This window comes from Erysipelothrix aquatica (genome assembly GCF_009828775.2).
In the GTDB taxonomy this organism is placed as follows: domain Bacteria; phylum Bacillota_I; class Bacilli_A; order Erysipelotrichales; family Erysipelotrichaceae; genus Erysipelothrix; species Erysipelothrix aquatica.
This window is the reverse complement of sequence record NZ_WTSY02000003.1, coordinates 1-24,341: the sequence shown is the minus strand read 5'-3', so window position 1 is coordinate 24,341 and position 24,341 is coordinate 1. Positions and strand designations below refer to the sequence as shown.

18 protein-coding genes are annotated in these 24,341 nt (G+C 38.2%); 17 read left to right on the top strand and 1 reads right to left on the bottom strand.

The window, feature by feature from the left end; genetic code table 11:
* Positions 1 to 92: 92 nt before the first annotated feature.
* Positions 93 to 1,826: a glycoside hydrolase family 2 protein gene (locus GVV20_RS01380; protein ID WP_159741035.1), complete on the top strand. Its 1,734-nt coding sequence runs from the start codon at positions 93 to 95 to the stop codon at positions 1,824 to 1,826.
* A gap of 19 nt (positions 1,827 to 1,845) precedes the next feature.
* Here the strand turns inward: GVV20_RS01380 and GVV20_RS01375 are convergent, their stop codons facing one another.
* Positions 1,846 to 3,084: a competence/damage-inducible protein A gene (locus GVV20_RS01375; protein ID WP_159812627.1), complete on the bottom strand. Its 1,239-nt coding sequence runs from the start codon at positions 3,082 to 3,084 to the stop codon at positions 1,846 to 1,848.
* 145 nt (positions 3,085 to 3,229) lie between these two features.
* On the opposite strand from GVV20_RS01375, the gene GVV20_RS01370 reads away from it, so the two are divergent.
* The 16 genes from GVV20_RS01370 to GVV20_RS01295 all read left to right on the top strand — a co-directional run bounded on the left by GVV20_RS01370 (position 3,230) and on the right by GVV20_RS01295 (position 24,269).
* Positions 3,230 to 4,825 (top strand): ABC-F family ATP-binding cassette domain-containing protein, encoded by a 1,596-nt coding sequence (locus tag GVV20_RS01370; protein WP_159812625.1) that lies wholly within the window; start codon positions 3,230 to 3,232, stop codon positions 4,823 to 4,825.
* Between the two features lie 142 nt (positions 4,826 to 4,967).
* Complete coding sequence (locus GVV20_RS01365) at positions 4,968 to 6,734, top strand: phosphotransferase (RefSeq protein WP_159812623.1); 1,767 nt, start codon at positions 4,968 to 4,970, stop codon at positions 6,732 to 6,734.
* A complete protein-coding gene (locus tag GVV20_RS01360; protein WP_159641214.1) occupies positions 6,731 to 7,918 on the top strand; it encodes an ethanolamine utilization protein EutH in 1,188 nt (395 codons plus the stop codon). Before GVV20_RS01365 ends, GVV20_RS01360 begins: the two co-directional genes overlap by 4 nt.
* A 192-nt stretch (positions 7,919 to 8,110) precedes the next feature.
* On the top strand, positions 8,111 to 8,959 hold the full coding sequence (locus tag GVV20_RS01355) for a MurR/RpiR family transcriptional regulator (protein ID WP_159740432.1): 849 nt from the start codon (positions 8,111 to 8,113) through the stop codon (positions 8,957 to 8,959).
* 79 nt (positions 8,960 to 9,038) lie between these two features.
* Positions 9,039 to 9,944, top strand: coding sequence for an N-acetylmuramic acid 6-phosphate etherase (gene murQ, locus GVV20_RS01350; protein WP_159740433.1), 906 nt, complete (start codon positions 9,039 to 9,041; stop codon positions 9,942 to 9,944).
* A gap of 2 nt (positions 9,945 to 9,946) precedes the next feature.
* Positions 9,947 to 11,092: an anhydro-N-acetylmuramic acid kinase AnmK gene (gene anmK / locus GVV20_RS01345; protein ID WP_159740434.1), complete on the top strand. Its 1,146-nt coding sequence runs from the start codon at positions 9,947 to 9,949 to the stop codon at positions 11,090 to 11,092.
* Between the two features lie 95 nt (positions 11,093 to 11,187).
* Positions 11,188 to 12,978, top strand: a complete 1,791-nt coding sequence (locus tag GVV20_RS01340; RefSeq protein ID WP_159740435.1) for a sulfatase-like hydrolase/transferase — start codon at positions 11,188 to 11,190, stop codon at positions 12,976 to 12,978.
* Between the two features lie 20 nt (positions 12,979 to 12,998).
* Complete coding sequence (locus GVV20_RS01335) at positions 12,999 to 14,786, top strand: sulfatase-like hydrolase/transferase (protein WP_159740436.1); 1,788 nt, start codon at positions 12,999 to 13,001, stop codon at positions 14,784 to 14,786.
* A 177-nt stretch (positions 14,787 to 14,963) separates the two neighbouring features.
* The gene (locus GVV20_RS01330) at positions 14,964 to 15,686 is read left to right on the top strand and encodes a WecB/TagA/CpsF family glycosyltransferase (protein ID WP_159740437.1); all 723 of its coding nucleotides are present in this window, start codon (positions 14,964 to 14,966) and stop codon (positions 15,684 to 15,686) included.
* Positions 15,683 to 16,792: a non-hydrolyzing UDP-N-acetylglucosamine 2-epimerase gene (gene wecB, locus GVV20_RS01325; RefSeq protein WP_159740438.1), complete on the top strand. Its 1,110-nt coding sequence runs from the start codon at positions 15,683 to 15,685 to the stop codon at positions 16,790 to 16,792. The genes GVV20_RS01330 and wecB (GVV20_RS01325) overlap by 4 nt, the downstream gene beginning before the upstream one ends.
* Positions 16,793 to 16,806: 14 nt before the next feature.
* Positions 16,807 to 18,618: an EpsG family protein gene (locus GVV20_RS01320; RefSeq protein ID WP_159740439.1), complete on the top strand. Its 1,812-nt coding sequence runs from the start codon at positions 16,807 to 16,809 to the stop codon at positions 18,616 to 18,618.
* 15 nt (positions 18,619 to 18,633) lie between these two features.
* Positions 18,634 to 19,827 carry a glycosyltransferase family 4 protein gene (locus tag GVV20_RS01315; protein ID WP_159740440.1) on the top strand — a complete coding sequence of 398 codons (1,194 nt, stop codon included), beginning with the start codon at positions 18,634 to 18,636 and terminating at the stop codon, positions 19,825 to 19,827.
* A gap of 1 nt (position 19,828) precedes the next feature.
* Complete coding sequence (locus GVV20_RS01310) at positions 19,829 to 20,845, top strand: polysaccharide biosynthesis protein (RefSeq protein WP_159740441.1); 1,017 nt, start codon at positions 19,829 to 19,831, stop codon at positions 20,843 to 20,845.
* Positions 20,845 to 21,954, top strand: a complete 1,110-nt coding sequence (locus GVV20_RS01305; RefSeq protein ID WP_250690166.1) for a polysaccharide biosynthesis C-terminal domain-containing protein — start codon at positions 20,845 to 20,847, stop codon at positions 21,952 to 21,954. Before GVV20_RS01310 ends, GVV20_RS01305 begins: the two co-directional genes overlap by 1 nt.
* Positions 21,955 to 23,082 carry a non-hydrolyzing UDP-N-acetylglucosamine 2-epimerase gene (gene wecB / locus GVV20_RS01300; RefSeq protein WP_159740443.1) on the top strand — a complete coding sequence of 376 codons (1,128 nt, stop codon included), beginning with the start codon at positions 21,955 to 21,957 and terminating at the stop codon, positions 23,080 to 23,082.
* Positions 23,079 to 24,269 (top strand): glycosyltransferase, encoded by a 1,191-nt coding sequence (locus GVV20_RS01295; protein WP_159740444.1) that lies wholly within the window; start codon positions 23,079 to 23,081, stop codon positions 24,267 to 24,269. The genes wecB (GVV20_RS01300) and GVV20_RS01295 overlap by 4 nt, the downstream gene beginning before the upstream one ends.
* The last annotated feature ends 72 nt before the right edge of the window (positions 24,270 to 24,341 follow it).

Genomic DNA, 24,341 nt, shown 5'->3' with positions numbered 1-24,341 from the left:
TGTATTCCTCACTTAATTGATTGAAATATCCACCATTTCTGAAATTGGTGATTGTATAATTCAATTATAGATAAAATAGAAGGAGAACTCAAATGAATAGTATACCCAGACATGAACATCCGAATCCGCAATTTGAACGCCAAACTTGGCAAAATTTAAATGGATTATGGAAATTTGATTTTGATTTTGGAAAAAGCGGTTTAGATCGTCAATGGCAAAAAGAGCACACATTTATACGGCAAATAACCGTACCGTATCCTCCAGAAAGCAAGCTTAGTGGTATTGAATATACTGATTTTATGCCGGCAGTATGGTATCAAAGAGATTTTGAGATTGGTGTAGATCATCTGCAATCCGAAATTATACTTCACTTCGGTGCGGTCGATTATAAAACAGAAATATTTGTGAACGGTCAGTCAATAGGAGCTCATGAAGGTGGTTATGATTCATTTTCATTTGAAATTCGAGAGCATGTCCATGTAGGTATCAATACTTTGACTGTTTATGTTGAGGATGATGTCCGTTCGGGAAGACAACCCAAAGGAAAACAAAGTTCTTTTTACTACTCTCGAGGTTGTGATTATACCCGCACAACGGGTATATGGCAGACTGTGTGGTTAGAGTTTGTGCCTTTTACACGACTCGAAAGCATTCGATATTATCCAAACATCCATAATAGTACAATTGCGATTGAAGCTTTTGCTACAGGAAAAGGGCAATTATCAGTTGAAATCACCTATGATGGAAGGTGTGTCGGACAGCATCGAACGACTCTCAATAAGCATGGATTTGTTCAAATAGAATTGGATGAGCTACATCTATGGGAAATCGGTGAAGGTGCATTGTACGATGTCACATTCTCTTTTGAAGATGATACCGTTCATAGTTATTTTGGGATGCGTGAAATTGAACTTGACGGGTATGAATTTAAGCTCAATGGTAAAACAATATTTCAACGGTTTGTGCTGATACAAGGCTTTTATGAAGATGGTGTTTATACCGCGAAGGATGATGAAAGCCTAAAACATGATATTACTTTAAGTCAATCTATGGGTTTTAATGGAGCACGGTTGCATGAAAAGGCGTTTGAACCGAGGTTCTACTACCATTGTGATCGCGCTGGATTCATGGTCTGGGCCGAAATGGCAAACTGGGGCATTGATCTTTCGAATTACCAATCGATTACGGATTTCCTACCCGAATGGCAACAACTCGTTAAACGAGATTTTAATCACCCATCGATTATCACCTGGAGTCCATTCAACGAGACATGGAATGTTGAGGAAAGGCCTCAACGTGACGAAATTATCGAGTTAATTTACCGAACGACTAAAGACATGGACCCAACACGACCATGTGTTGATACGAGTGGAAATTATCATGTTGTTACTGATTTTTATGATGTTCATGATTATACTCAAGATGTCGATCAATTACGGTATCATTTCCAAGGGATTCATCACCCAAATGGTGCATTCTGGGATGAACATGATGCCCGACAAACCTATAAATCAGGACAGGCATTTTGTATTAGCGAATATGGCGGTATCAAATGGGATCCAAGTGGTGAAAGTTCATGGGGTTATGGTACAGAACCACAATCTGAAACTGAATTTTTAGATCGCTATGAAGGACTTACAAATGTTTTACTTCAGCACCCACAATTGTTTGGCTATTGTTACACACAATTGTATGATATTGAACAAGAAAAAAATGGGTTGTGTTACTATAATCGAAAACCCAAATTTGATACTGAACGCATTAAAGCTATCAACTTACAACCAGCGGCCATAGAATTGCTATCGACGCATGATGGGAAAGAGTAAAAAAAGCCTTTACGGCTTTTTATTTTAAGTGTTTATGAATTAAGGCAAGTGCCGCCTGAGATGCTGCATAACGAACACTTTCGCGATCAAGATGGCGATGTCCAAACATATATTTTTCAGTAATACATCCATCTGCCGTTGCTAGGGCGATATAGACAGTTCCTACAGGTTTTTCAACAGTTCCGCCAGTCGGACCTGCGATTCCCGTTATTCCGATACCATAATCAGCTTTAGCAAGTTTTTTAACGCCAAGTGCCATTGCTTCAGCTACATCTTTTGAAACTGCTCCTACTGAATCAAAAAGAGACGAATCGACACCGAGGACTTGATTCTTCATGGTATTTGAATATGTGACTGCACCATAATTGAAAATGGCGGAACTCCCATTAACATCCGTTATACGTTTCGCAAGTAAGCCACCGGTGCAACTTTCGGCCGTTGCGATAGTTTGATTGCGTTTCGTCAATTCGAGAACCAGTTCCTCTTCTAACGATCCGATATTCACTCCCATAATATTATCTGGGAAGGTTTCAAGAATGACGTTGACTGCGTTCTGATTCAAAGCATGGCCTTCGGCTTGTGAACGTGCACGAGCACTAACACGTAACATGACCCCATTTTCATGCAAATAGGGGGCAATGGTTGGATTGGTGCTTTCTATCATTAAACTAGAGAGCGCTTCCTCGATGTGAGACTCCCCAATACCCTGGATGTAAACACGATCGGAAACAATCATAAAGTCGCGTTTTTCTGCGAGAAACGGGATAACAGAATTCATAAACATCGGTTTCAGTTCCCGAGGTGGTCCTGGCAATAAAATGACTATTTTGTCATTTTGCTCGATGAGTACACCGGGTGCGGTTCCGTAATTATTATCCAATGCTCGCGAACCGTCTGGAATCATAGCTTGCTTAAGGTTGTTATGAGGCATAGTGCGATGTGATTTCTTGAAATAAGACTCAATCCGTTCTTTTGATGCCAAATCCATGACCATTTCCAAATTTAATGCTTGAGCAACGATTTCTTTCGTTACATCATCATATGTTGGTCCTAGACCGCCCGTGATGATGACCATATCACTACGGCTAAGTGATTGTTTGATTTGTGCTTCTAAGCGGGCGGGGTTATCGCCAATTACTGTCTGAAAGTAATTGTTGATTCCATAATCTTGTAAGTGTTTAGCGATGAATGTTGCATTTGTGTTTACAACATCTCCCATCAATAATTCAGTACCAACATTAATAATTTCTGCGTTCATAAATTCACCTCAATATGGTTCTATTTTAGATGTAAATGAATATCAGTTCAAGCCCATCACTCAAGAAGTACTGATCTCGAGACAATGAATACGTACCGTTTCTATTTTTATGATATAATTGATTGGATTCAAAAGGAGAATGCGTGTGATTAGTACAAATAATTTATCATTAATGTTTGATGGGAAGGCTTTATTTGAAGATGTATCCATCAATTTTATAGAGGGTAACTGTTATGGGGTTATCGGTGCAAACGGTGCTGGTAAGTCAACTTTTTTAAAGTTGTTATCAAAAGAACTCGATGCAACGGGTGGTCATGTATCAGTCCAACCTGGGAAACGTCTTTCATTTTTAAAGCAAGATCATTTTGCATATGATGAATTTACTGTCTTAGAAACAGTTATCATGGGAAACCAAGACTTATATGCCATCATGAAAGAAAAAGATGCAATCTATACTAAAGAAGATTTTAGTGAAGCAGATGGAATTCGTGCTGGTGAACTGGAAGAAAAATTTGCAGATATGGATGGTTGGAATGCTGAAACCGAAGTATTCATGCTTTTAAATGGTCTTGGAATTGACAGTCAATATCATGAAGCTAAAATGGCGGATGTTCCTGCGGCTGATAAGGTTAAAGTCTTATTGGCACAAGCGGTATTTGGTAATCCAGATATTTTATTACTGGATGAGCCGACGAACCACCTTGATATTGAAGCAATTCAATGGTTGGAAGAGTTTATTATGAACTTAGACAACACAACTGTTATCATGGTTTCTCACGACCGTCACTTCTTAAATAAAACATGTACCCATATTGCAGATATTGACTATGGCAAGATTCAACTCTTTGTCGGAAACTACGACTTCTGGTATGAATCCAGTCAGTTGATGCTTCGTCAAATGAAAGATGCGAACAAGAAAAAAGAAGAAAAAATCAAAGAACTTCAAGACTTCATCGCTCGTTTTAGTGCGAATGCCTCGAAATCTAAACAAGCAACATCGCGAAAACAAGCGTTAGCAAAAATTAATATCGAAGAAATGCAACCTTCAAAACGACGTTACCCATTTATCGAATTTAAACCAAAACGTAGTTTAGGTACTTCAATTTTACAAGTTGAAGACCTTACAAAAACAGGGGATGGCATTACCTATTTCAAAAATCTCAACCTTACTGTTGGAAATGGCGAAAAAGTAGCCCTAGTCGGTGAAAACGAACTTGCAAAGTCAATGTTCTTTGATGTCATTTCAGAAACGACACCTGCTGATTCAGGTTCAATTAACTGGGGATCTAGTGTTGAATATGCATACTTTAATAAAAATTTTGAAGAGAACTTTGAAGTTGATGAGCGCATCGTCGACTGGTTAATGGAATTCTCGGATGAAAAAGACGAAACATTTGTTCGTGGATTCTTGGGACGTATGTTATTCGGTGGCGATGATGCATTGAAGAAAGTTAATGTCCTTTCTGGTGGAGAGAAAGTGCGTTGCATGATGTCAAAAATGATGATTTTAGGTGCCAATGTGCTCTTACTTGATGAGCCAACAAACCACTTAGACATGGAATCAATTACTGCATTAAACAATGCGCTCATTAAATTCCCGGGTACAATCATTCTTGCATCCCATGATCATCAAATTATCGAAACAACAGCAACACGAGTCTTTGATTTTAAAGCAGATGGTTCTGTGTTTGATTATCTTGGTACTTACGAAGAATATCTTGATTTTAATAAAAATAAATAATTCATGATAAACGGTCGAAAACGACCGTTTTTTTATACTGGAAAAATGTGATTTCTGAATTTTACAACAATAACATCGTTAAATATATTGCTTTCGTTCATTTTATGGTAGAATTAAGGAAATTATGAACAAGGAGAAATATATGATAACAAAAAACGAATTTGATATCCTAAAACTATTTCATCTCAATCAGTTTACAACACAGCGTGACGCAAGTGCGCTTAACCAACTATCTTTGGGTAGTGTTAACAGTGTTCTAAACACTTTAGTCGAAAACGAGTATATCAAAGACAACCAAATTACTGAAAAGGGAACAGCTGTCATGCAGCAGTATAAAGTCGACAATGCGATTATTATGGCTGCAGGAATGGGCTCCCGGATTGCACCACTCGGTTACGAAAACCCAAAAGGGCTCTTGAAAGTTCACGGTGAAATCCTTATCGAACGGCAAATTAAGCAATTACAAGCATCCGGAATCAAGGATATCACACTGGTTCTTGGTTACATGAAAGAGAAGTTCTTTTATTTAGAAGACAAGTTCAATGTAAAAATCGCCATCAATGAAGACTATTACCGCTACAACAATATTTCAACAATTTTGAAAGTAGCACCACAATTTAAGAATACCTATCTTTGTGTCTCAGACATATACTATGATGAAAATCCATTTGATCCCTATATGTATGGGCCAAGTTATGCAGTAGTTCATGAACATGCAAATGTTTCGGGGGAATTCTATGCATTAATGAACTCACGTAAATTGATTAAAGATATCGAAATTGGCGTCGGCGAACCATTGATGACAGGACACGCTTATTTTGATAAAGCGTTTTCGGATACATTTATTAGTATCTTAAAAGAAGAATTCAAAGACGAAACGACACGTTATCGTTTGTGGGAATATGTCCTTATGAAACATATCGGAACACTAAAGATGTACGGTAAGGAGTATCCTGCGAATTCAATTCATGAATTCGATAGTTTTGAAGATCTTCAAAACTTCGATACCTTGTATATTACGAATACCGATTCGCAGATTTTAGAAAACATTACGACATCTCTAAATTGTGAGCTTAAAGATATCAAGAATATTGAGGCGGTCAAAAAAGGACTTACAAACTTGTCATTCAAATTTGAAGTCTTTGATAAAGTGTACATGTACCGTCATCCAGGTGTCGGAACAGATAGCTACATTAACCGCCGAGCTGAAGCCTATGCTCAAGAAGTAGCGAAAGAATATGGTCTTGATGATTCATTTATCTGTATGAATCCAGATAAAGGTTGGAAAATTGCGAACTATATTACCGATACCCATACAATGGACTATCACAATGACTATGAAGTAAATGCGTCTCTTGAAATGATTCGTAAACTCCATGATCTCCAACTTGAAGGTAAATATGAATTCAATGTTTGGAAGAAAACAAATGATTTTATTGCGATGATTGCTGAAAAAGGGCGTCATGATTTCGACGATTTTGATGAATTATACAATAAATTAGAACGTGTTTTCCAATTTACGGAAGCCGATAACTATCCGAAAATATTATGCCATTGTGATTTCTATGATCCAAATATTCTCTTCCAAGGCAAACGCCCATATCTCATTGATTGGGAATATGCTGGTGTTGATGATCCAGGTGTTGATTTAGGAACGTTTATTGCATGTTCAGATTACACCTTTGAAGAAGCTATGGATATTTTAGATCGTTACGAAGGCAAACCGATGAGTTTTGAACGCCGTCGCCACTTTATTGGCTACGTTGCACTCGCATCATATTATTGGTTTATCTGGGCTATTCTTCAAGAATCAAATGGCGCAACGGTCGGCGAATACCTTTACATTTGGTATCGTTCAAGTATTAAATATGCAAACGAAGCTTTAGCACAGTATGGAGAAACGCTATGAAAATAATTAGTGACGTTGTTGTCTACATCATCATGTTCTTTGCAGTATGGGGATGTTTGGCATCAATTTTTAAACCTGAAAGTGAAATGGGAAACCAATTTCTTGAGGGAATCAATGCAATTGGAAGTATTTTCTTACCCGTTGCCGGTATTATGGCATCCTTGCCAATCTTAATCAGTTTGATTACAAACTTTATCAGCCCAGTTTTTGCCTTCTTTGGTGCAGATCCAGCAATCGCAGCAACGACATTTCTTGCTGTCGATATGGGTGGGTATCAACTTGCGGAATCATTAGCTGTAACGAAAGAATCATGGATTATGGCAACAACGGTAGGGTATATGGCTGGTGCTACCATCGTCTTTAGTATTCCTGTGGCTTTAAAAACGGTAAAAGAAAAATATCACCGTCAAATGTCATTAGGGATTATGATTGGATTTATTACGATACCTGTCGGGGTTCTTGTAAGTAATATTATTATTGCGTTAATGAGTCCAAGTGTGCGTGCCTTGTCGAGTACAAGTGCTGCAGCTCAAACAGTTATCCTGAACATGACTTTCCAAACAATCTTTCTTAACTTGATTCCATTACTCATCATTTGTTTCTTAATGGCGTTTGGCTTATGGAAAAAACCAGATATGATGATTGCTGGATTTAAAGGCTTTGGTCGTTTCATGGATGCATTTACCAAAATAGTCTTTACTTTAGTGGTCGTTGAGTACTTTACAGGTATCTTCAGTACGCTCTTTGGAGTTTGGCCATTTGAACCCATCATTGCAGATGAAGCAGATATTAACCGTGCGCTTGAAGTTGCTGGTTATATTGGTATTATGCTCTGTGGAGCATTTCCAATGGTATATTTCATGCAGACACGTCTCGAGAAACCGCTGGAACGTTTGGGTAACAAAGTTGGACTTTCATCGAAAGTGGTGACAGGTATTCTTGCTGCTGCAGCGAATGTCATCGCACTCTTCTCGATGATTGACGATTCATTCGAAGATCATGAAATTATTGCAGTTATTGCTTTCTCAGTTTGTGGTGCGTTTGTAATCGGGGACCATCTTGCGTTCACAGCTAACTTCCAACCTAACTTAATCGTACCGGTTATGATTGGTAAGCTTACTGCAGGAATCGTTGCAGTCACAATCGCTTTAAAGGTCTTTAAACCTAAGAAATCGCTAAACTAACAAACAAGGACTTTGAGTTTCGATTCGAAGTCCTTTTTGTTTGCACTTTTCTTCGAATAAGTTGTTTTTATAGTTCTTTTTGTAATACTGAGTACCGAAAAGACAGTAATTGTGGTATCTTTTGTGATATATTTCCCATTTAGTAGGAAATACGATACCATAAGGTTAAATAAGCAATTTTGGGAGGCTTCTATGAGTAGTATATATCGCATTAAAGAGAATATGGGGACCTATACAGATACAGAGTTACGGATTGCAAATTATATTCTTGAAAACAAGGAGTATGTTATCACGCTCTCATCACAAAAATTAGCAGAAGCGGTTGACTCATCTGCGGCAGCCGTTGTACGTTTTTCAAAAAAAATTGGGTACAAAGGATTTACCCATCTCAAGGTAGAGCTTGCGAAATCCAAAGAAGACATCGAAGTTATTGATTCGATAAATCGTTTAATCACGCAAGATGACTCGGTACAAACCATGATTCAAAAGTCGAAGTTTGGAAATGCCGAAACGTTTGATAAAACATACAAACTTCTTGATGTGGACCAACTTGTAAAGGCAATTGAAACGCTTAAAGGGGCCCGCCGTATTTATCTACTCGGAATTGGTGGGTCGAGTCTTCCGGCACAAGATTTGTATCAAAAGTTAACACGAATTGATAAACAGGTGCTGTATTTTGATGATTTTCACTTGATGGTATCTGCGATGACACATATAAATCAGCATGATGTGGTTATTGCATTTTCCTATTCAGGCATGACACGTGAAATTCTCATTGCACAACGTGAAGCAACTGAAGGTGGGGCTTGTGTTATTGCCGTTACTCAAGTTGGTCGTAACGACCTCTCTCGTTATGCAGACATCGTTTTACATATTCCAAAAGAAGAGTCAGAGCTTCGTTTGGGATCCATTGCATCACGATTTTCAATGCTCGCAGTTTCCGATTTACTCTATTTAGGTGTTGCGAAAGATGACATTGAATCAACCCGTAAAAAACTGGTTGCATCACGCCAAAGTGTTAAAACAATCCGTGACATTTAATAAAATTTCATAAAAAGGCAAAAGGGTTTGAAATAACATTTCAAACCCTTTATAATGGAGTTAAAGTGAGGATGAGATTATGAAAATTGATTTGAGTAAGATAGGGACAGAGCAACAAAATAAAAACACGATGCATATTGATACGCTCGAAACGGAAGCAATGATTCGTTTGATTAATCAAGAAGATCAAGCAGTTATTGATGCAGTTGGTGCTGCTGTACCACAAATTGCGAAAGCAGTTGACGCAATCTATGAAACAATTTTAAACGGCGGACGCCTTGTATACATTGGCGCTGGAACATCGGGTCGTCTTGGTGTTCTGGATGCATCCGAAGTGCTTCCAACATTTGGAATGGGCGAAGAAGCAGTTGTTGGATTAATTGCTGGTGGTGACGTCGCATTACGCCATCCAGTTGAAGCCGCAGAAGATAATGAAACAATTGTTGTTGAAGATCTAAAACGCATTAATTTTAATGAGAACGATATTCTTTGTGCGATTGCGTCATCAGGACGAACACCATATTGTGTTGGTGGCTTAAAGTATGCACGTAGCCTCAATGCTAAAACAATTTCATTGGCATGTGTTGCTGACAGTGTTATCGCACAATATGCCGATTATCCAATCGAAGCAGTCGTTGGACAAGAGGTTGTTACAGGATCAACACGAATGAAATCAGGTTCGGCAACAAAAATGGTCCTAAACATGTTATCAACAGGGGCTATGATCAAATACGGTAAAGTCTATGGAAACCTTATGGTTGACGTTAAAACAAGCAACGCAAAATTAGTTGAGCGTGCAAAAGGTATTATCATGAAAGCAACGGGTGTTGACTATGACCGTGCTGCTTACTTACTTGATGCAAGCGGAAACCATGTGAAAACAGCAATTGTCATGCAAGAGACAGACACAACTCAAGCAGAAGCAAAAGCACTACTAGAAGCAAATGAAGATCGTATTGCACTTGCAATCGCAAATCGAGGCTAATAATGACAGAAAAAATCGCCATAGGATTGATGTCAGGAACGTCATTAGATGGTGTTGATGCTGTACTTACGAAAATTAGTGGGTATGGCGTTGATACAAATCTTGAGGTTTTAGGATTTACATCACTCGACATCGATGACACACTTCGTCAAAAAATACTCAATGTCAGTCACCCAGAATCATCACGTGTTGATGACATTACATCTTTAAACATGGAACTGGGAATGATCTGGTCAAACGCAGTAACAAAATTATTGGATGAAACACAGTATAAAGGTGCGATTGACTTTATCGCATCACATGGGCAAACAATTCATCACTTGCCAAATGCAAAAGCGCCCCATGTTCGTTCAACCTTACAAATTGGAGATCCGTCTTATTTGGCATATGATCATAATACTGATGTTGTCTTTAATTTTAGAATGATGGATATGGTCGCTGGTGGAGATGGTGCGCCGTTAGTTCCATATACTGAATTTGTCTTGTATCGGGACGCTAACAAGACACGTCTTTTGCAAAACATTGGCGGAATTGGTAATGTTACCGTTATTCCAGCCAACGCTCAACTAGATGATGTCAGTGCATTTGATACAGGTCCTGGTAATATGATGATGAATGCTGCAATGGCATACTTCTACCAGAAACCGTACGATAAAGATGCTTCAATGGCAAAACAAGGTCATTTAATTCAAGATTTGTTTGATACGCTAGCAACGAATCCATACCTGAACATCGCCCCGCCTAAATCAACGGGACGTGAAATGTTTGGTGAAGATGTTGTTAAAGAAATTTGTGAAAGCTATCCAGATCAAGCGAATGATGTTCTTTACACTTTGACCTACTTTACAGCATTCACGATTGCTCAAGCGTATAAAGATTTCGTGATGCCACATCACACAATTGATGAAGTCATTCTTGGTGGGGGAGGAGCATACAATCCACTCCTCGTATCCTTAATTGATGAAATGCTTGATGGTGTCAAAGTTATCACTCAAGAATCTCTAGGATTCTCAAGTGATGCTAAAGAAGCGATTGCCTTCGTAATTTTAGGGAATGAAACCCTAAATAAGCAACCAAGTAATGTTCCGACAGCAACTGGAGCATCAAAGCCAGTCATTTTAGGACAGATTCAACCAAAACCATTTTAAGCGCTACTACAGCGCTTTTTTAACGAATATCACGAAATGTTATTGTTTTGTTAACTGAAAGTGATATCATAAAAGCATTGAGTGAGGGAATTAATATGCTATTTAATGTAAGTCTTATAATTCTGTTTCCGCTTCTAGGAGCATGGATTCTAGTTAAAGCAACACGACAAACCATGAAGGTTCGCGATGTAGCTGCGCTAGCTATATTATTAACGGTAACAATCGGTAACGCAGTGAACTGGTTCATGCGTGGTAAATCAGTAATTGGTCATGTCAACCGCAATCCACGATTCTATGCGTTACATATTGGTATTGCTCTAGTAGCTGTTCTAGCATCATATTTGATTATTCGAATGATGAAGAAAAACAATTATACAATCAGAATCTACCGGTTTTACACCGCAAGTATACTCAGTATCTTGTTATTTATGATTATTTATATTCTTTGGATTCTAAGTACAATGGGAACACTAACCTTTGATATTGTGCTTAACAACCTTATTTCACCAATTAACACACAAACAGGAACTTTTGTAAATGACATTGTTGGTCTTGGTAGCAACTTTGCTGCTATCTTCTTTGGATTCTTTACAATCGCATACTCAAAAGATTTAGTGACGCCAATTCGTTGGAAATCCCGACGCAGCACACCATTATGGGTCCGCTTCACGAATCGAATGAGTGTGGCAATCATTGCAGTCTTGGTAGTGTCATTATCATTCCAAGCTTTATATGTACCACAAATCATTAGTTATGCATTGTCAAATGATGCTTTCTTTGAAGATCACTATGTAAATCCGCAGGATGCAAATTTACAATTTCCTGAAAAGAAACGAAATCTAATCTATATCTTCGTTGAATCATTGGAAACGACCTATCTTGATAAAGAACGTGGTGGCAATCATGATGTAAATATGATTCCAAATTTAACACGTTATTTGGAAGGCGGAGCTGTCAATTTTTCAAATACGGATGCGCCTTATGGTGGAATTCAAAATGTCCCTGGAGCAACATGGTCAATTGCCGGAATGTCAACACAGATGTCTGGGATTCCGTATAAGAAACCTCCAGGAGAACGTGAGGATGGCTATGTTGAATCGTTTTTACCAGGGATGGTAAACCTTGGTGACATTCTTCACGAACAAGGCTACCGTCAACGACTTATTGCAGGAGCGAATGCCTCATTTTATGGCATCCGTAGTTTCTATGAGCAACACGGTAATTACGAAATCTACGATTGGGGTAAAGTTAAAGAAGTCGGTTGGCTTGATAAAGACTACTTAGAGTGGTGGGGCTTTGAAGACCGAAAACTCTTTGATATGGCTAAAATGTCATTGAATGAATTCAGTCAGTCCGATCAACCGTTTAATCTTGTATTAGAAACCAATGATCTTCACTTCCCAGATGGATATACCGACTCGGCATGTGAAAAACCATTTGGACAACCATATGCAAATGCAATTAGCTGTAATGACGCTGCTATTGGTGAATTCTTAGATTGGGTCGTTCAACAAGACTTTTATGAAAACACGACGGTAATTATTAATGGCGATCATTTGAGCATGGATGCAACATATTTCCAAACACTTGATCAATCATACGACCGTACAACATTCAGCATGTATCTCAATCCTGCTTGGGATAAAGCATTGCCACAGGCAACGCTCAAAAACCGCACCTATTCTGCACTCGATGTTCTCCCAACTGTGCTATCAGCCTTAGGGGTATCATTTGATGGATCGCAACTAGGAATAGGGGTTGATCTTTCTTCAGGAAAACAAACACTTTCTGAAAAGTACACAATCGAGTATTTACGAAAAGTAATGGAAATGCGCAGTGAATTTTACGAATCAAACATTCTGACGGTTTCGTCAGATGAGAATTAATATATCTACTGGAGGGAAGTATGTTTTTTCAAATTTTTATAACACTGATCTTACCGCTCATACTGAGTTTGGGGCTTTGGTTTCTATCAAAACGAAACATCGATTTAAAGACACACTTTGGATTAACTGTCATTATGACGTTAATCGTAACCAATGCTTTTAGTATCGTTAAGTATGATGCCAGTTTCCTAAATCAATATTTTACGGCAAAACGTGCCTTTGTCTATTTTTCGGCGATAGTATTTGTCGCAGCAATCGTTGCATTCATTATTTGTAATGCTAAAACCAAGCTAAAAAAGTTACCACTTTATAGATTGTTTTCATGGATTGCATTATCCGTAGTTTCTATTGGTACACTATACTATTTATGGTTGTTGGGTTCATTAGGGAACATTACTTTTGATATCATTCTTTTCAATATCTTATCACCAATAAACTCCGAAACCGGAACATTTACGCGTGATATTATTGCAATTACGGTGCCTAGTGTTGTAAGTGTCATCGCATGGCGATTTGTCATTTACTCAGATGTTCTCACAACCCCGATTAATAAAGAAAGTAAATCACGTGTCGGAATCGCGCCTAAGATTTTTTCGCGAGCATTACCACTTGTTCTTGCAATTGCAGTTCTAATGCATGCATCGTATACGTTGAAAATGCCGGAGATTTATAATTATTTTACCTCGGACAATGAGTTGTTCGAAACGTACTATATCGATCCAAATTCGGTCGACATTAAATTCCCAGAACAAAAACGCAATCTAATCTATATCTTCTTTGAATCATTAGAAGCAACATACTTTGATAAAGCAAATGGCGGTGCGATGGAACAAAACCTGATTCCATCCCTAACCAAATATCTTGATGATGGCGAAGCAGTCAATTTCTCCCATCAATCAACATATGGTGGAATCCGTACAGTTCCTGGTGCAACATGGTCTATCGGAGGTATGGTAACCCAAACAAGTGGAATTCCATACGTTTGGCCACCAACTTCACATGAAGATGGAACCGTCGAAAATTACATGCCAGGATTGACGAACCTTGGTGATATCCTTTATGCGAATGGATATCACAATCGACTCATAGTCGGCGCAAGAAGTTCAGATTATGGTGTCAAGAGTTACTACGAACAACATGGTAACTATGACATCTACGACCGACTTCATTATATTGAGACAGGTCAGTCATCACACGAGTACTTCAAAGGTCAATTCGGAATTGAAGATCGTACTATGTTAGAATTCGCAAAAGAATCAATTCTTGAGATGAGTGCCGGAGATCAACCATTCCATGCAGTTGTAGAGACGGTTGATACGCACTTCCCAGATGGTTATGTTGACGAGCTCTGTGATGCACCATCAATTCATCCTTATGAAAACTCAATTACATGTGATGAACGTATTGTTGCAGATTTCATTGATTGGATTAAAGCTCAGGACTTCTATGAAAACACAACAATCGTCGTTAATGGAGACCACTTAAGTATGGATAAGACATACTTTACAACGATTGATTCAGACTATGAACGCACTACATTCAACATGATTATCAATCCAGTATGGGATGAGTTGGATCCAAGCATTACTCGTAATCGAGGATTTAATGCTACAGATATTTTCCCAACTGTTCTATCGGCAATAGGTGTAGAAATCGAAGGATCAAAGCTGGGGATCGCAACTGACTTAAGTTCAGGCGTTCCTACCCTGACCGAAACTATAGGTCATGATCCAATCTTTAAGGCCCTTGGTGAAACAAGCCAATACTATAACCGTAAAATTTTCTGGAACAAAGATAACGAAGAATAAACCTTAAACCTAAAGATTTTCTTTAGGTTTTTTCTTGTTTTGAAATAAATTTAGTAGTGAAGTAATCATGAGATATTCATCAGGAATGGTTAACTATGACCACCAAATATGATATTATAGATACAGATATTTACGAACTGAACGTATCGGTTTATAAGTGCCGAAAGGAATTGAACAATGAAAGACTTACTCAAAAAAGTTACGCAAATGCCGCGTGACGAAGTCAATGAATTTTTGACACAAAAAATTATGCAACATGAACGGGTCAACTTAGTGACAGCAAACCCAGAAATTATGATGCACGGAAGCCAAGATGAATCCATAGCTCGTTTTCTCCTTGATGAATCTACGCTTATAACTCCAGATGGAATCGGGGTTGTGAAGGGGTACAACAAGCTTTTTTCTGCAGATATTAAACGCATTACCGGTGTTGATACAGTGAGCGACATGCTTAGAATTTCAAGTGAGCAAGGTTTCTCGCTTTTTGTCTATGGTGCAAAACAAGAGGTTCTCGATAAATTTAAAGATATTCTTGATAAAGAATATCCAGGGATTGTTATTAATGAACTACTTAATGGCTATGACAATACATTTGAAGATGCAATCGAAGCGATGAAAGGGTATAACTCTGATCTTGTACTGATTGCGTTGGGCGTTCCGCGTCAAGAACGTTTTATGATTGAAGCTGCAGCAATTCAACAAGGTGTCTTCATCGGATGTGGTGGTAGTATCGACGTTTTAAGCGGTATGATTAAACGTGCACCTAAATTAATCATGGCAATGAACCTTGAATGGCTCTACCGTATCGCATTTGATCCCAAACGTATGAAACGTTTTTGGAACAACCAAGTTGTCTTTATGAGAAAAATTTACAAACTTAAATCGGAGGAAAAACAATGATTAAAGTATTATCCATATTTGGTACACGCCCTGAGGCGATTAAAATGTGCCCACTTGTCAAAGAACTACAATCCCGCGAGGCGATTCAATCAGTTGTTTGCGTGACAGGTCAACACCGTGAAATGTTAGATGCTGTCCTTGAAGTCTTTGACGTTGTCCCTGATTACGATCTTGCAATCATGAAACCAAAGCAAACCTTATTCGATGTTACAACTGAAATTCTAAACCGAATCAAAGAAGTCTTAGAAATTGAAAAACCAGATATTATTCTCGTACATGGTGATACACAAACAACATTTGTTTCAGGACTGGCCGCATTCTACATGCAAATTCCTGTAGGGCATGTTGAAGCTGGATTAAGAACATACAATATCTATTCACCATTCCCTGAAGAATTTAACCGTCGGGCTGTAGGTCTCTTTGCTGCGAAACATTTTGCACCGACACAACAGTCTTACGATAACTTAATTCGTGAAGGAATCTCCGAAGAACTTGTGGTTATTACTGGTAATACCGCAATTGACGCTTTAAAAACAACAGTTCGTGATAATTACGACCATCCAATCCTCCAATGGGCAAAAGGCAGTCGATTGATTCTTATAACTGCACATCGCCGCGAGAATATTGGCGAGCCGATGCGTCAAATGTTTAAAGCCATTAAACGCATCATCGACACTCATCCAGATACTAAAGCAGTCTATCCAATTCATATGAATCCTGTTGTTCGAAGCATCGCAGATGAAATTCTCGGAGATGACGATCGCATTCGTATAATTGAACCGCTTGACGTGATTGATTTCCACAACTTTTTAAATGCGTCATACCTTGTATTAACCGACTCTGGGGGAATCCAAGAAGAAGCACCAAGTTTAGGGAAACCAGTTCTCGTTATGCGTGATACAACTGAACGTCCTGAGGGAATCGCTGCTGGAACACTCAAACTTGTCGGTGTTGAAGAAACTCCAATTTATGATGCATTCTATGACTTATTGAACAATCAAGAAACTTACGATGCGATGTCTCATGCAACGAACCCTTATGGTGACGGAACCGCATGTGTTCAAATTGCAGACTCCATTGTTCAAATGTTCCAAGATAAGGCGTAGAGAAGGGGTAAATTATGTATTATTTACTATTCATCTATCTTCTGGCAATTAGTTTTATCCCGTTGCCAAAGAAATACGAACAGAAAGACAAACTTATACGCTTAATCTTTGCGGCAGTGCCACTGATTCTTATTTCAGTTATGAGATATGGCGTGGGTGCCGATTACTTCTCATATCAGTATCTCTACGATAAGACATCTTTTGTATCGACCTCTGTTATGCAATGGGAATTTCCCAACATAGATATTGGCTTTCTATATCTGATGAAAGGGTTCGGATTGCTACATATCCCATATTGGGGTTTTGTTGCAATTCTCTCTACACTCCAAATCTTGGCAATGTCTTGGTGGATTTATCGAAACTCGGAAAATGTTGGTCTATCTATGGTTGTCTACTATGCGATGTTCTTGTTTGTGTGGAACTTTAGTGCATTACGACAAGGTCTTGTGATTACATTTGCACTTCTCCTATTTGATAAAGACTTTGAAATGCCTGTATGGGCTGAAATCCTATTAATTCTTGGACTATCGCTCTTCCATTCAAGTGCCTTGATTTTACTCTTGTATGTTATTTCAAAACGGATCAATATCTCCAGAAATGCAATTATTGTAATTTTTGTTACATGTATTGTTATCAGTTTACTACCATTCAGTACGTTACTTGGAAGATTTGCTCATATTGAAATTGTGGCACGTTTCCTCGAATATGTCGGAACAACGGGTTATCGAAACCTTCTCTCATTTGCATCATTAGCTAGAATTGCTTTATTTTTAGGAACGTTTATATTTTATAAAGCAATTGTTGTAGACGATTACTCAAAGAATATCGTCAATGCATTTCTGCTTGGATTTGCACTTTATCTTGCATTATCATTTGCTCCAGTAGCTGCAGGACGGTTTGCGTCTTACTACTATATACTTGCAATTCTTGTGTTCCCGATGATTGTTACAAAAGTTCCAGAAGTTTACTCGCGACTATTCTCAGCAATCCATATCGTGGTGACCGGTGCACTCGTAATTTTCTTGGGTGTTTCGCTAATGAAAGAAATAAGTACAATGGCAGAACAAACTGAGTTTGTTGGGAATGCACGAATGATGCCATATACGACACTCATGAATAAAGATGCAACTCAGTTTAAAAGCACTTATGCTCATCTAGTTTATGATTATGAACAACGTGATGAACGTTATCAAGAATTTAAATCCAAAGAACCAATGGTGACGGTCGCAATTACACCTGCACGTGAGCAAGATACGTTTGTTTCAGTTTGGTCGGAAAGTCTTCAAACATATATTTACTTGAACCAAAGAGGGGAACGAGTTACTGATTTAACATCGAATACGCGAAGCCCAATCTATGGCTACAATATTATGTACCCAAACTTTTATGGAGGATATCCAATTGATTCTGTTTACAATTTAGTAACTGAGTCAATTTCCGATCCACGCACAATTGGCCCCGAAGTAGCGCTTGATTTCGCTCGCAGTAATGAGTACCCAGTGACTGTTGAGATGACACAAAACGAACTTGATTCACGAATTCTAGCTCTATTTGATGATGTCACACAAATCACGAGCGTTTTAGAACGGACCTTCGTCCAAAATGATTACAAAATCTATGAAATTGTCTTCCAAACCGTTCCAATGCATGTCTACACAGATATGGATAATAAACCATTGGTAGATCGCCACTTTTCAACAGGAACACGACTCTACAATAATGCGTTTATAGTTACAGAAGGTTTTAAAACTCGTGAGATTTATAATCTCGACAATACATTAATTTGGGTAGAACCCGCACAATCAACAAGTACGATTAAGAATTAGAAAGAAGGTGTCACTATGAATGTACTATTTCTGAGTTCAACGCATGCTGGCGTCGTCGACAAGGGAATTTATTCCGATCTTATGTTGTATTTTGCAACACAAGGTCATACTGTCACGATTGCCTATAGCAGCGAATCACCTTCAGTCGAAGTATCAGATTCATATGTTCATGACAATATTCGTTATGTCATGAGCAGATCCGCAAAACTCACAAAAAATAAAAATATGATTCAAAAAGGAATTGCGACAATCACGTTTGATTCAAAACTCAAACGCACGATAAAAAAAGAACTTGCCAATGAGACCTATGATATTGTTCTTTACGCAACGCCTCCAGTAACAATCGTAAGTACACTCAAGTATTTACACAAAACAAATCCCAATGCATTCTTCTATCTCATGCTAAAGGATATCTTTCCTCAGAATGCAGTCGACTTAAATATTATGGGAAAAGGAATTATTTACCGATATTTCAAGCATATGGAAAAACAACTGTATGCATTATCTGATTTTATCGGAACCATGTCACCACGAAACCTAGACTATATCGTTGAAAAAAATCCAGATCTTGTTGATAAAGTTGAAGTACTTCCCAATACGACAAGTCTTAACACCGATGAAGGGAAGCCTTTGACACGAAATGAATTAGGATTACCTGAAAATAAGAAACTTCTGTTCTATGGTGGTAATTTGGGATTACCTCAATCTGTTCCATTCATCCTGGAATGTTATGAGAAAATCAAAGACCGTGAAGACCTAGGGTTCGTTATTGTCGGAAGTGGCGCTCAGGCTGATCTGATTACTGATTACATAGCAAACGAAAAACCAAAGTCACTCTACTATTTCAAACACAAACCCCATCATGAGTACATTCAAGTGATGGCGCAGTGTGATGTTGGTTTGGTATTCTTAGACCATAAATTTACCATTCCTAATTATCCGCAGCGAATTCTTGCATATATGGCACAAAGCATGCCAATCATCTGTGCAACAGATGAAAGTAGTGATATTGGAACAATCGCAGTTGCAAATAATTATGGTTTTGCAGTATCAAGTAATGATTCCAATCAGTGGCTTGAGGCAGTGGATGAACTAATCAACAATCCTGATAAAGCAACCCAAATGGGTGAGGCGGCATACACTTACCTCAAAAACCATTACACAAGTGACAAAGCATATGACATTATCATGAAACACATGGAGGTATAACATGGACGAAAATACAATTATTTTAATCACCGGTGGTACAGGTTCTTTTGGACACGCAGTCGTTAGACGTTTACTTAACGATAATCTTGCCAAAGAAATTCGGATTTTATCACGTGATGAAAAGAAACAAGATGATATGCGTAAAGAGTTTAATGATGACCGACTTCAGTTTTATATTGGCGATGTACGTGATAAATCATCACTTGCATATGCAGTACGTGGTGTTGATTTTATCTTCCATGCCGCAGCATTAAAACAAGTTCCATCATGTGAATTTTTCCCAATTGAGGCTGTAAAAACGAATGTAATCGGAACTGATAACGTTCTAGAAGTTGCGGTTGAAAATAATGTAAAGCGCGTTGTTTGCCTTTCAACTGACAAAGCCGCATATCCAATCAATGCGATGGGAATTTCCAAGGCGATGATGGAAAAAACATTCATCGCTAAAGCTCGACTCGCACAATCAACAGGAACTGTAATCTGTGGAACGCGCTATGGAAACGTCATGGCATCCCGTGGGTCAGTTATTCCATTGTTCTTTGACCAAATTAAGCAAGGAAAAGCACTGACAATTACTAATCCTCAAATGACACGTTTCCTTATGTCACTTGAAGATGCTGTAGATCTCGTTCTCTTTGCATTCGAAAATGGGGAACCTGGTGATCTTTTTGTTCAGAAATCACCAGCAAGTACGATTGAAGATCTAGCAACTGCAATTTTGGAAATGACACATTCAGAAGTTGGAACACGAATCATTGGAACTCGTCATGGAGAGAAAGTATCTGAAACACTCTTAACACGCGAAGAATTTGTGAAAGCAGATGACTTAGGAGAGTACTACCGTGTACCGATGGATCAAAGAAGCTTAAACTATGATAAATATTTCATTGATGGTGAAGAACATCCGACTGATGCAGAGTATAACTCTGATAACACATACCGTCTCAATGTCGAAGAGATTAAAGAACGACTCGCAAATTTATTTGAAATACAAGAAGAACTTTCGAGGTTTCAATAATGAAGGTTCTGGTAACAGGCGCTTCAGGATTCATTGGTAGAAACCTTATCGCATCACTTCATAACCTTGGTTATGAGGTTTTTGCGTTTGATAGAGAATCTACAGAACAAGAGCTCATTTTGTACACTAAAGAAGCCGATGCAGTTGTTCATTTAGCTGGAATAAACCGACCTAAGAACCCTTCTGAGTTTAAAGAAGGTAATACTGACCTGACACAACAAATTTGCGATTTGTTGGTCCAACATCAGAATCAAGCACCATTTGTTCTCTCAAGTAGCATTCAAGTTTCCTTAGATAATGCATACGGACAAAGCAAGCGTGATGCAGAAACCATAGTGAAAAAACACGCGGTTAAAAACAATAGCAGAATTATTATCTATCGTTTTTCAAATCTGTTTGGAAAATGGTCGCGTCCAAATTACAATTCTGTTGTTGCGACATGGTGCTACAACATCAGTCGAGGGCTTGAAGTAAGTTTATCTGATCCTAATGTCACGTTAACATTAGAATATATCGATGATGTAGTACACGAGTTGATTCGAGCAATCAATGGCAATCCAAATATTGATGATGAGTCCATTGCGACAGTTCCTGTCTCACATACCGTAACATTACAAGAACTTTTGAATCTCATTCAATCCTTCAAGCAATCTCGAATTGATCTAAGAATTCCCGATGTTGCGGATCCTTTGACCCGAAAACTTTATAGTACGTATTTAAGTTATCTAGATATTAATGATTTCTCGTATCCGTTAATGACGCATTCCGATAACCGTGGAAGTTTCACCGAAATATTTAAGAATGACCATGCAGGACAAGTTTCTGTAAATATATCGAAGCCTGGAATTACAAAAGGAAATCACTGGCACCATTCAAAAATTGAAAAATTTTTGGTTGTCCAAGGCGAAGGAACATTTCAATTTCGACATATTATTACAAATGAACTCATTGAATATCAAATTAATGATAAGAATATGACTGTTGTTGACATACCACCGGGATATACCCACAATATTATTAATACTGGAGCAATCGATCTTGTCACCATTATTTGGGTGAACGAGTATTATGATCCAAATAATCCAGATACATATAGCATGGAGGTTTAAATGAAAAAGTTAAAAGTTATGACTGTCGTTGGAACACGGCCAGAAATCATTCGTCTATCAGCAGTAATCAACCGTCTTGAAAGTAGTGATGCTATTGAACATGTTCTCGTTCATACAGGGCAAAATTACGACTATGAATTAAATGAAGTATTTTTCAAAGATTTCAAAATTCAAAAACCTGATTATTTCTTAGAAACTGCGACAGGACAACCAATTGGAACTATTGGTAATATTCTCATTAATATTGAACCAATTCTACAAAAAGAAGCACCGGATGCATTCTTGGTACTTGGCGACACGAATAGTTGTTTATGCGCGATTGCTGCGAAACGCATGCACGTTCCGATATTCCATATGGAAGCAGGGAATCGTTCTTTTGATCAACGAGTACCAGAAGAAACAAACCGTAAGATTGTTGATCATATATCTGACATTAATCTTACTTACAGTGATATCGCACGTGAGTACTTACTACGCGAAGGTATTTCATCTGATCGAATCATTAAAACCGGAAGTCCAATGTTTGAAGTTATTGAATCACGACGTCAAGACCTTGCAAACAATACCATATTGGAATCACTTGGACTTCGCAAAGGACACTATTTCGTGGTGTCAGCTCATCGTGAAGAAAACATTAGTTCCGAGGTGAACTTCATGAATCTGGTGGATACACTCAATACCATAGCTGAAGTTTATGATATGCCAGTTATTGTCAGTACACATCCACGAACACGAAATATGATTGAAAAGAAAAATATTACGTTCCATCCTAACGTTCAAATTCTTAAACCAATGGGATTTAACGATTATGTTACGTTACAAATGCACGCAAATGTAACCCTTAGTGATAGTGGTACGATTTCAGAAGAATCATCAATTTTGGGATTCAAAGCACTAAATCTTCGGGAGGCACATGAACGTCCTGAAGCGATGGAAGAGGCTTCGGTAATGATGGTTGGACTTCACAAAGACCGCATTCTTCAAGCATTACGCGTTCTCGAGACACAATCAACTGAAACATTACGAACCGTTGCCGATTACAGCATGCCTAATGTCTCAGAAAAAGTATTACGAATCATCCTTTCATATACTGATTATGTTAATCGAACAGTTTGGCAAAAATCATGAAAATACTTTTTATAAATTCAGTTGTAGATTTCGGTAGTACAGGGAAAATTGTACGACAACTGTCCGACGCACTCATTGAAGAAGGCCATGAAACACTGATTGCATATGGTCGAAATTATGACGCGAATGCTGCCAATTCATATTACATTGGTGATAAATTGGCAACGTATTGGCATGTTGGTATGACGCGACTTTTTGGTCAACACGGACTTCACTCGAATAAAGCAACAACTAGGCTGATTCGAAAAATCGAAAGCTACAATCCTGACGTCATTCACATACACAATATTCACGGATACTACCTTAACGTTAAAATGTTGATGAATCATTTGAAAAATAGACCTCATACACGCATCGTCTGGACCCATCATGATTGCTGGGCATTTAGTGGGAGTTCTGCATATTTTTCTTATAGTGGATGCAAGGTGTGGGATCAGGGCTGTGTTGAATGTGTATCGACAAAAGAATATCCTGAAGTTAAACTTTTCGCTAATCAAAAAGAAAACTTTAAATGGAAACGCGAAGCTTTTTCAAACTTTAACAATCTAAATGTTGTGGCTCCTTCTGAATGGCTCAAAAATCTTGAAATGGATACATTTTTTAATGAATATCCAATTACGAGAATTTACAATGGCATCGACTTAGAAGTCTTTAAACCACAAGAACCAACCCAAAATAATAAAATAAAAATTTTAGGGGTGGCAAATTTATGGGAGGCACGCAAAGGCTTGCAAGATTTTGTTGAACTTGCAAAGCGCTTGGATGATCGTTATCACATAACACTAGTTGGTGTGAGTGAATCACAAATTACAACCTTGCCCCAAAACATAACCGGCGTTCAACGTACAAATAACCAGCAAGAACTGGTTCAACTTTATAGTGATGCCGATATCTACTTGAACCTGAGTGTCGAAGAAACACTCGGTATGACGACAATTGAAGCACTTGCTACTGGAACACCTGTTATCACTTATGATAAGACTGCAGTGCCTGAAGTTGTCACAGCAGCAGTAGGGAAGGTTGTTGCAGCAAATGATATTGATGCCTTGGTGAATACACTAGAGACATTCTCATTTGATGCGTATTCTGTTGACCAATGTGTTGCCCGCGCACAGGAATTTGCAAAAGAAACAATGATCAAAAACTATATGAAAATGCTTATTAATGAAGAAACAGCGAATGGGTAAATTTGCTGTTTCTTCATTTATGTGAATGTTCACATATCCGTATGTTTTTAATCAAAGTGTAATACAATAGAT

Bases quoted from the DNA above. Each gene is read 5' to 3' on its own strand.
- GVV20_RS01295 (WP_159740444.1), top strand. From the start codon at position 23,079: ATGAAAATACTTTTTATAAATTCAGTTGTAGATTTCGGTAGTACAGGG.
- GVV20_RS01315 (WP_159740440.1), top strand. From the start codon at position 18,634: ATGAATGTACTATTTCTGAGTTCAACGCATGCTGGCGTCGTCGACAAG.
- GVV20_RS01380 (WP_159741035.1), top strand. From the start codon at position 93: ATGAATAGTATACCCAGACATGAACATCCGAATCCGCAATTTGAACGC.
- wecB (WP_159740438.1), top strand. From the start codon at position 15,683: ATGATTAAAGTATTATCCATATTTGGTACACGCCCTGAGGCGATTAAA.
- murQ (WP_159740433.1), top strand. From the start codon at position 9,039: ATGAAAATTGATTTGAGTAAGATAGGGACAGAGCAACAAAATAAAAAC.
- GVV20_RS01335 (WP_159740436.1), top strand. From the start codon at position 12,999: ATGTTTTTTCAAATTTTTATAACACTGATCTTACCGCTCATACTGAGT.
- GVV20_RS01365 (WP_159812623.1), top strand. From the start codon at position 4,968: ATGATAACAAAAAACGAATTTGATATCCTAAAACTATTTCATCTCAAT.
- GVV20_RS01330 (WP_159740437.1), top strand. From the start codon at position 14,964: ATGAAAGACTTACTCAAAAAAGTTACGCAAATGCCGCGTGACGAAGTC.
- GVV20_RS01360 (WP_159641214.1), top strand. From the start codon at position 6,731: ATGAAAATAATTAGTGACGTTGTTGTCTACATCATCATGTTCTTTGCA.
- GVV20_RS01305 (WP_250690166.1), top strand. From the start codon at position 20,845: ATGAAGGTTCTGGTAACAGGCGCTTCAGGATTCATTGGTAGAAACCTT.
- GVV20_RS01375 (WP_159812627.1), bottom strand. From the start codon at position 3,084: ATGAACGCAGAAATTATTAATGTTGGTACTGAATTATTGATGGGAGAT.
- GVV20_RS01355 (WP_159740432.1), top strand. From the start codon at position 8,111: ATGAGTAGTATATATCGCATTAAAGAGAATATGGGGACCTATACAGAT.
- GVV20_RS01310 (WP_159740441.1), top strand. From the start codon at position 19,829: ATGGACGAAAATACAATTATTTTAATCACCGGTGGTACAGGTTCTTTT.
- anmK (WP_159740434.1), top strand. From the start codon at position 9,947: ATGACAGAAAAAATCGCCATAGGATTGATGTCAGGAACGTCATTAGAT.
- GVV20_RS01320 (WP_159740439.1), top strand. From the start codon at position 16,807: ATGTATTATTTACTATTCATCTATCTTCTGGCAATTAGTTTTATCCCG.
- wecB (WP_159740443.1), top strand. From the start codon at position 21,955: ATGAAAAAGTTAAAAGTTATGACTGTCGTTGGAACACGGCCAGAAATC.
- GVV20_RS01340 (WP_159740435.1), top strand. From the start codon at position 11,188: ATGCTATTTAATGTAAGTCTTATAATTCTGTTTCCGCTTCTAGGAGCA.